Origin of the sequence: Streptomyces racemochromogenes, assembly GCF_044129415.1 — a bacterium.
Classification (GTDB): domain Bacteria; phylum Actinomycetota; class Actinomycetes; order Streptomycetales; family Streptomycetaceae; genus Streptomyces; species Streptomyces racemochromogenes_A.
In genome coordinates this window covers 1-8,485 of the sequence record NZ_JBBDHD010000202.1, presented here as the reverse complement: position 1 = coordinate 8,485, position 8,485 = coordinate 1, and the positions used below count along the sequence as shown (strand labels likewise).

Sequence of the window (8,485 nt, the reverse complement as noted above, 5' to 3'; positions counted from 1 at the left end):
TCCTGCACGGTGGTCAGCGCCCCGGCCCGCACCACCAGCACCCCGCTCACGCTCACGCCCGCACCTCCCCGCCGCGCCCCCGCCCCCGCCCCCGACCACCCCCACCCCGTCACGGCCGCCGCCCCCGCCACCGGCCGCCGCCGGCGGGCGCGCACCGCCGCGGGGCAGGGGGCCGCCGTCCGCGACAGCTGGCGCCGCATCGTCCCCCAGGCCCTCGTCGTCGCCTTCCTCGCCGGCGGCACCACCGCCTTCGTCGCCGCCGACAAGTCCGTCCACCTCACCGTCGACGGCGAACCCCGCACCCTCCACACCTTCGCCGGGAACGTCGACGACCTCCTCGCCGCCGAAGGCCTCGGCGTCGGCCCCCACGACCTCGTCGCCCCCGCCCGCGGCTCCGCCCTGGAGGACGGCGAGGAGGTCGTCGTCCGCTACGGCCGCCCCCTGCGCCTGACCCTCGACGGCACCAGCCGCCAGATGTGGACCACCGCCCGCACCGTCGACGCCGCCCTGCGCCAGCTCGGCGTCCGCGTCGAGGGCGCCTTCCTCTCCGCCCCCCGCACCGCCCCCGTCCCCCGCACCGGACTGACCCTCAGCGTCCGCACCGAACGCGGCGTCACCTTCATGGCCGACGGCCGCGAACGCACCATCCGCACCAACGCCGCCACCGTCCGGGAGGCCCTCGACCAGGCCGGCATCACCCTGCGCGGCGAGGACACCACCTCCGTGCCCCCGGACTCCTTCCCGCGCGACGGCCAGACCGTCACCGTCCTGCGCATCACCGGAACCCGCGAGGTCCGCGAGGAACGCATCCCCTACGAGACCGAACGCGTCGACGACGACACCCTGTTCGCCGGCACCGAGGTCGTCGAACGCGCCGGACGCCCCGGCGCGCGCCGGGTCACGTACGCCCTGCGCACCGTCAACGGGGTCCACCAGCCCGCCCGCAGGATCGCCGAGGAGGTCGTCCGCGAGCCCGTCAGCCAGCTCGTCAAGGTCGGCACGAAACCCCTGCCGTCCTCCGTCGCCGGAGCCGACCACCTCGACTGGGACGCGCTCGCCCAGTGCGAGTCCGGCGGCCGGCCCTCCGCCACCGACGCCTCGGGCACCTACGGCGGCCTCTACCAGTTCGACGTCACCACCTGGCACGCCCTCGGCGGCAGCGGCCGCCCGCAGGACGCCCCCGCCGGGGAGCAGACGTTCCGGGCGAAGAAGCTCTACGTGCAGCGGGGGGCGAGTCCGTGGCCGCACTGCGGCCGTAGGCTTTACCGGTGAGCACCGCAGAGCAGCAGCAGCCCCACGGGACCCCCCAGGCCTCCGAGGCCCCCTCCGACGCCCTCCTCGGCCCGGCCGACATCCGAGAGCTGGCCGCCGCCCTCGGCGTGCGCCCGACGAAGCAGAAGGGCCAGAACTTCGTCATCGACGCCAACACGGTCCGCCGGATCGTGCGCACCGCCGAGGTCCGCCCCGACGACGTCGTCGTCGAGGTCGGCCCGGGCCTGGGCTCGCTGACGCTCGCCCTGCTGGAGGCCGCCGACCGGGTCGTCGCCGTCGAGATCGACGACATCCTGGCCGCCGCGCTGCCCGCCACCATCGCCGCCCGGATGCCGCAGAAGAAGGACCGCTTCGCGCTCGTCCACTCCGACGCGATGCTCGTCACCGAGCTGCCCGGCCCCGCGCCGACCGCGCTCGTCGCGAACCTGCCGTACAACGTGGCCGTGCCGGTCCTGCTGACCATGCTCGACCGGTTCCCCAGCATCGAGCGGACCCTCGTCATGGTCCAGGCCGAGGTCGCCGACCGGCTCGCCGCCCGCCCCGGCAACAAGGTGTACGGGGTGCCCTCCGTCAAGGCCAACTGGTACGCGGACGTCAAGCGCGCCGGGGCCATCGGCCGCAACGTCTTCTGGCCCGCCCCGAACGTCGACTCCGGGCTCGTCTCCCTCGTCCGCCGCTCCGAGCCGATCGCGACCACCGCCTCCAAGGCCGAGGTCTTCGCGGTCGTCGACGCGGCCTTCGCCCAGCGGCGCAAGGGCCTGCGCTCCGCGCTGGCCGGCTGGGCCGGCTCGGCCGCCGCCGCCGAGGCCGCGCTGACCGCCGCCGGGATCAACCCGCTGGCCCGCGGCGAGTCCCTGACGGTGGAGGAGTTCGCGGCCATCGCCGAGCACAAGCCCTCCGACGCGCAGAAGCCCGCGCTGTGAGCGCCGCGCCGCGCACGGCGGTGACCGTACGGGTCCCCGCGAAGGTCAACGTGCAGCTTGCGGTCGGCGCGGCCCGCCCCGACGGCTTCCACGACCTCGCCACCGTCTTCCTCGCGGTCTCCCTCCACGACGAGGTCACCGCGACCGCGACCACCGGCGACGGGCCCACCGTCAGCTGCGAGGGCCCCGACAGCGACCAGGTGCCCCTGGACCGTACGAACCTCGCGGCGCGGGCCGCCGAGGTCCTCGCCGCCCGGGCCGGGATCACCCCCGCCGTGCACCTGCACATCGCCAAGAACATCCCCGTCGCCGGCGGCATGGCCGGCGGCAGCGCGGACGGCGCGGCGGCGCTGCTCGCCTGCGACGCGCTGTGGGGGCTCGGCACCCCCCGCGAGGAGCTCCTCGCGCTCTGCGCCGAGCTGGGCAGCGACGTCCCCTTCAGCCTGCTGGGCGGGGCGGCGCTGGGCACCGGGCGCGGGGAGCTGCTGACCCCCGTCGCCGCGGGCGTCTTCCACTGGGTGTTCGCGGTGGCGCACGGCGGACTGTCCACGCCGGCGGTGTTCCGCGAGTTCGACCGGCTGACGGAGGGCACGGACGTACCCGTCCCGCAGGCCTCCCCGGAGCTGCTCGCCGCCCTGGCCTCGGGCGACCCCGACGCGCTCGCGGCCGTGCTGCCGCGGTCCAACGGGCTCCAGGCGGCGGCGCTGTCGCTGCGGCCGGAGCTGGCGCAGACCCTCGCGGCGGGGGTCGCGGCCGGAGCCCTGGCCGGGCTGGTGTCGGGGTCCGGGCCGACGACGGCGTTCCTGGTGCGGGACGCAGAGGCGGCGGTGAAGGTGGCGGCCGGGCTGGAGGCCTCCGGCACCTGCCGGGCGACCCGCGTCACCGCCTCGCCGGCCGCGGGGGCCACGGTCCTGGCGTAACCGGTCCCGCCGGGGGTGCGCGTGGTGCCGCTGCGCGGAGCCGTCCCCCCCGTCCCGCCCTTGCGCCGCTCCCGCGGCCTGGGCTCCGCCCCTGGCCCCGGTACCGGACGCTCCGCGCCCGGTGCGCTCGAACGCGGCGCGGGCCGGAACACGCCGTCCGCGGCGGGGACACCCCGGCCCCGCGCGGCGGCCCCCCGGCCGTCACGGGTACCCAGGCCCCGGATGAGTAGCAGCGCCCTGTTCCGGGGCGGCCCGGGCCGCGAGCGTAGGGGACATGACAGCCAGCGCACGCGCACTCGCCGCCGCCACCCCCGCCGCGCGGGACCGGTACGTGGACCTGCTCCGGGTCGCCTCCCTCGGGACCGTCGTCCTCGGCCACTGGCTGATGGCCGCCGTCAGCGCCGCCGGAACAGGCAACCTGCTCGCCCTCGTCCCGCCGCTCCAGGTGCTCACCTGGGGACTCCAGGTCATGCCCGTCTTCTTCTTCGTCGGCGGTTTCAGCCACGCCCTCTCCTACCGGTCCCTGGAGCGCCGCTCCGCCGGCCGGCCCGTCTACGCGGCCTTCCTGCGGGCCCGGCTGCGCCGCCTGCTGCGCCCCACCCTGGTCTTCGTGCTCGGCTGGGCCGCGTTCGCCCTCGTCGTGCAGCTCGCCGGCGCCGACCGCGGCCCGCTCGCCGGGGCCGCGCTGCGGATGGTCACCCAGCCGCTGTGGTTCATCGGGATCTACCTGGCCATGGTGGCCCTCACCCCGCCCCTGCTGCGCGCCCACGCCCGCTGGGGGTGGGCCGCCTTCGCCGCGCTCGCCGCAGCCGCCGCCCTCGTCGACGTCGCGCGCTTCGCGCTGCACCTGCCGTACGCCGAGTTCCTGAACTTCGCCTTCGTCTGGCTCGCCGTGCACCAGCTCGGCTTCCTGCGCGCCGACGGCCGCATCCGCCGCCCCGCCCTCCTCGGCGCCGCCGGCCTCGCCGGGGCGGTGCTGCTCGTCGCCGTCGGCCCGTACCCGCTGTCGATGGTGGGGATGCCCGGCGAGAAGGTGTCCAACATGGCCCCGCCCACCCTCGCCCTGCTCTGCCACGGCATGTGGCTGGTCGGCGCCGTCCAGCTGCTCGCGCGGCCCGCCGCCGCCCTCCTCGCCCGGCCCCGCGTCTGGCGCGGGGTGGTCGCCGCCAACGGGGTCGCCATGACCGCGTTCCTGTGGCACCTCACCGCCATGCTCGGCGTGTACGCCGCCCAGCTCGCCCTCGGCCTGGACCTGCCCGAGCCCGCCACCGCCGCCTGGTGGGCGCAGGTCCCGGTCAGGATCCTCCTCGCCGCCGGCCTCACCGCCGTCCTCGTCGCGTGCCTGCGCCGCTTCGAGGCCCCCTCCCCGGCGGAGGCCGCCCCCGGCAGCGGGCCCGCCGCCGCCCTCGGCACCACCCTGTGCCTGCTGGGGATCCTCGGCCTGTCCATGACCGGCCTCGGCGGCATCCTGGAGGGGCACACCGCCACCCTCGTCGCCGTCCCGGTCACCGCGCCCGCCGCCATCGGCATGGCCCTGGCGGGTGCCTGGCTGGTGGAACGGTCGGCGTCGGCGCGGAGCGTTAGGCTGAGGGGCTGATCCACAAACCTTTCCCTGGAGCGCGTCTGATGGCCGTCAATCTGGTCAATGTCGAGGCAGTCAGCAAGGTGTACGGCACCCGTATCCTGCTCGACGGCATCTCCCTCGGCGTGTCCGAGGGGGACCGGATCGGCGTGGTCGGCCGCAACGGCGACGGCAAGACCACCCTCATCCGGATGCTCGCCAAGCTGGAGGAGCCCGACAGCGGCCGGGTCACCCAGAGCGGCGGGACGCGGATGGGCGTCCTCACCCAGCACGACTCCCTCGACCCCGCGGCCACCATCCGCCACGAGATCATCGGCGACATGGCCGACCACGAGTGGGCCGGCAACGCCAAGATCCGCGACGTGCTCACGGGCCTCTTCGGCGGCCTGGACCTGCCCGGCTTCGGCCTGGGCCTGGACACCGTCATCGGCCCGCTCTCCGGCGGCGAGCGGCGCCGCATCGCCCTCGCCAAGCTGCTCATCGCCGAGCAGGACCTCCTCGTCCTCGACGAGCCGACCAACCACCTCGACGTCGAGGGCATCTCCTGGCTGGCCGGCCACCTCCAGACCCGCCGCAGCGCCCTCGTCTGCGTCACCCACGACCGCTGGTTCCTCGACCAGGTCTGCACCCGCATGTGGGACGTGCAGCGCGGCTCCGTCTACGAGTACGAGGGCGGCTACAGCGACTACGTCTTCGCCCGCGCCGAACGCGAGCGGATCGCCGCCACCGAGGAGGCCAAGCGGCAGAACCTGATGCGCAAGGAGCTGGCCTGGCTGCGCCGCGGCGCCCCCGCCCGGACCTCCAAGCCCCGCTACCGCATCGAGGCCGCCAACGAGCTGATCGCCGACGTGCCGGAGCCGCGCGACAAGTCGGAGCTGATGCGCTTCGCCAACGCCCGCCTCGGCAAGACCGTCTTCGACCTTGAGGACGTCACCGTCCAGGCCGGCCCCAAGACCCTGCTCAAGCACCTCACCTGGCACCTGGGCCCGGGCGACCGCGTCGGCCTCGTCGGCGTCAACGGCGCGGGCAAGACCTCCCTGCTGCGGGCCCTCGCCGAGGCCGCCCGCACCCAGGGCGAGGTCCAGCCCGCCTCCGGGGAGATCACCGTCGGCAAGACCGTCCGCCTGGCCTACCTGTCCCAGGAGGTCGGCGAGCTCGACCCGTCGCTGCGCGTCCTGGAGGCCGTCCAGCGCGTCCGCGACCGCGTCGACCTCGGCAAGGGCCGGGAGATGACGGCCGGGCAGCTGTGCGAGCAGTTCGGCTTCACCAAGGAGAAGCAGTGGACGCCCGTCGGCGACCTCTCCGGCGGTGAGCGGCGCCGGCTGCAGATCCTTCGCCTGCTGATGGACGAGCCCAACGTGCTGTTCCTCGACGAGCCCACCAACGACCTCGACATCGAGACCCTCACCCAGCTGGAGGACCTCCTCGACGGCTGGCCCGGCTCGATGATCGTGATCTCCCACGACCGGTTCTTCATCGAGCGCACCACCGACACCGTCATGGCCCTGCTGGGCGACGCCAGCCTGCGGATGCTGCCGCGCGGCCTGGACGAGTACCTGGAGCGCCGCCGGCGGATGATCGAGGCGGCGGCCCCGGCGCCCGCGCCGGCCGCCGCGGCCAAGTCGACCTCCTCCGGCGACTCGCGCGCCGCGAAGAAGGAGCTCCAGAAGATCGAGCGCCAGCTGAACAAGATGTCCGACCGCGAGTCGAACCTGCACGCCCAGATCGCCGAGCACTCCACCGACTACGACAAGGTCGCCAAGCTCGACGCGGAGCTGCGCGAACTGATCTCCGAGCGCGACGAATTGGAGATGCGCTGGCTGGAACTGGCCGAAGAGGCCTGAGCCGAAGGCCTCGTGCGGCCGCATAACAGGCGCGTCACGGGCCGGTCCGCCCTTGGGAACAGGGGTGCGACCGGCCCGTCGCGTACCGGCCACGAGTGATACAAAGGGTCGGTTCTTTTCGATCTCGGGGTACCTCCCCGCCCACCGACCGCCTGAAGCCGAAGGTATGCGCTGATGACCGAGCCGCCCCAGCCGCCGCCGAACCAGCCACCGCCCCCTTCCGGTTACGGCCACCTCCCCGGCCCGCCCCAGCAGGGTTACGGCTACCCGCCCCAGGGCGGCAACCCGTACGCCCAGCAGCCGCCGACCGTCCCCCAGCCCCTGGCCCGGCCCGGCGGGTACGGCTTCCCGCCGCCCGGCGCACCCGGCGCCCCGGCCGGACCGCCGTCCGGCGGCCGCCGCAAGGGCGCGGTGATCGTCGCGGCGGCCGTCGCGGGCGTCCTCGTCCTCGGCGCCGGCGCCTGGTTCGCCTTCGGCAGCGGCGACGTCGGTCCCAAGCAGCCCGTCGCGCAGGGCTCCGCCCCCGCCGACCCCAAGCCCTCCGGCTCCCCCTCCGTCGACAAGGGCGACGGCAGCGGCAACGGCAGCGCCGAGCAGACCGACCTCAACGCGGGCCGCAAGCCCGGCGAGGACAAGGTGCTCTGGCTCAAGACCGTCAAACTCCAGGGGCCCGGCATGGGCATCCCCGCCAAGGGCCAGTGGGTGGTCGGCGACACCGTCGCCAAGACCCTCGGCACCGCGGTCGTCGGCTACTCCGTGACCGACGGCAAGGAGAAGTGGAGGGTCGACACCCGCGCCGAGATCTGCGGGCTGACCGGCCAGAGCACCCCCGACGGCAGGACGGTCGTCGTCGTCAAGGACGGCACCGGCTCCAACGCCTCCTGCAACCAGCTGAAGCTGATCGACCTGAAGGCCGGCAAGGAGGGCTGGACGAAGGAGGTCGCCAAGGAGGGCATGTTCGACGGAGGCGGCAGCGCCGGCCTGAACCTCACCGGCGACACCGTCGTCGTCAACCGGCTCGGCGGCACCAGCGCCTACCGCATCAGCACGGGCGACAAACTCTTCTCCGGCAACGTTCCCGAGGGCTGCCAGCCCACCCGGTACGCCGCCGGCAACGGCAAGCTCCTCGGCATCGCCCTGTGCATGGACGACGACCACATCGTCGAGGTCCAGGACGCCGACCCGGTCACCGGGAAGAAGACCTGGGCCTACCGGCTCCCCAAGGGCTGGCAGGTCAACGGCGTCTACTCCGTCGCCCCGGCCGTCCTCGACATCGGCAACCGCGACACGAAGGAACGTGCCGTCATCGCGCTGACCGCGGACGGCAAGAAGCGCTCCGCCATGGCCGCCGAGGGCTCCTTCACCGTCAACTGCGGCGGCAGCACCCTCGACGACCTCCAGGGCTGCGGCGACGCCGCCGTCGACGGCGACACCCTCTACCTCACGACCGACACCAAGGGCGGCGGCAACAACGAGATCGTCGCCTTCGACCTCGCCACCGGAAAGCCCAAGTGGCGCCAGGCCGCAGGGGAAAAGCAGGGCCTGACCCCGCTCAAGGCCGCGGGCGGCCAGTTGATCGCCTACCACACCGGCACCCTCGACCAGCCCGGCGAGATCCTCTCGTACCCGGCCGCCGGCGGCGCACCCACGACACTGCTCCGCCTGCCCTCGGGCCCCGCCGCGAAGATCGAGGGCTCCTTCATGTTCTCCAGGAGGTCCTTCGAGGACGGCCGCTTCTTCCTGTCCGTGACCTCCCTCGCGGGCAACAGCACGGACGAGAAGCTCCTGATGGCATTCGGCAAGTGAACGAGTCCACCGAGCCGCCCACCGAGAGGCAGTAGCAGCAGATGAGTACCCCGCCGCCCCCCAGCCAGCCGCCCGCCGGCGGTTTCGGCGGCCCCCCGCCGCCGCCCGGCCCGCCGCCGGGCCCGCCCCCGGCCGGCG

At 74.6% G+C, this 8,485-nt stretch carries 6 protein-coding genes; all 6 read left to right on the top strand.

Features of this window, described 5'->3' with window-relative positions; all coding sequences use genetic code 11:
* The first annotated feature begins 9 nt into the window (after window positions 1–9).
* The 6 genes from WDV06_RS35055 (at window position 10) to WDV06_RS35030 (ending at window position 8,347) form a co-directional block, all read left to right on the top strand.
* Entirely contained in the window at window positions 10–1,272 is a 1,263-nt protein-coding gene (locus tag WDV06_RS35055; RefSeq protein WP_395513862.1) for a ubiquitin-like domain-containing protein, read from the top strand.
* Window positions 1,269–2,195: a 16S rRNA (adenine(1518)-N(6)/adenine(1519)-N(6))-dimethyltransferase RsmA gene (rsmA, locus tag WDV06_RS35050; protein WP_395513861.1), complete on the top strand. Its 927-nt coding sequence runs from the start codon at window positions 1,269–1,271 to the stop codon at window positions 2,193–2,195. Before WDV06_RS35055 ends, rsmA begins: the two co-directional genes overlap by 4 nt.
* Window positions 2,192–3,115 carry a 4-(cytidine 5'-diphospho)-2-C-methyl-D-erythritol kinase gene (locus tag WDV06_RS35045; protein WP_395513860.1) on the top strand — a complete coding sequence of 308 codons (924 nt, stop codon included), beginning with the start codon at window positions 2,192–2,194 and terminating at the stop codon, window positions 3,113–3,115. The genes rsmA and WDV06_RS35045 overlap by 4 nt, the downstream gene beginning before the upstream one ends.
* 274 nt (window positions 3,116–3,389) lie before the next feature.
* Window positions 3,390–4,712 (top strand): acyltransferase family protein, encoded by a 1,323-nt coding sequence (locus WDV06_RS35040; RefSeq protein WP_395513859.1) that lies wholly within the window; start codon window positions 3,390–3,392, stop codon window positions 4,710–4,712.
* Between the two features lie 29 nt (window positions 4,713–4,741).
* The gene (locus WDV06_RS35035) at window positions 4,742–6,541 is read left to right on the top strand and encodes an ABC-F family ATP-binding cassette domain-containing protein (RefSeq protein WP_395513858.1); all 1,800 of its coding nucleotides are present in this window, start codon (window positions 4,742–4,744) and stop codon (window positions 6,539–6,541) included.
* A 174-nt stretch (window positions 6,542–6,715) separates the two neighbouring features.
* Window positions 6,716–8,347, top strand: a complete 1,632-nt coding sequence (locus WDV06_RS35030) for an outer membrane protein assembly factor BamB family protein (protein ID WP_395513857.1) — start codon at window positions 6,716–6,718, stop codon at window positions 8,345–8,347.
* Window positions 8,348–8,485 lie beyond the last annotated feature (138 nt).

Coding starts and splice junctions, on each gene's coding strand:
- WDV06_RS35030 (WP_395513857.1), top strand. CDS start 6,716: ATGACCGAGCCGCCCCAGCCGCCGCCGAACCAGCCACCGCCCCCTTCC.
- WDV06_RS35040 (WP_395513859.1), top strand. CDS start 3,390: ATGACAGCCAGCGCACGCGCACTCGCCGCCGCCACCCCCGCCGCGCGG.
- WDV06_RS35035 (WP_395513858.1), top strand. CDS start 4,742: ATGGCCGTCAATCTGGTCAATGTCGAGGCAGTCAGCAAGGTGTACGGC.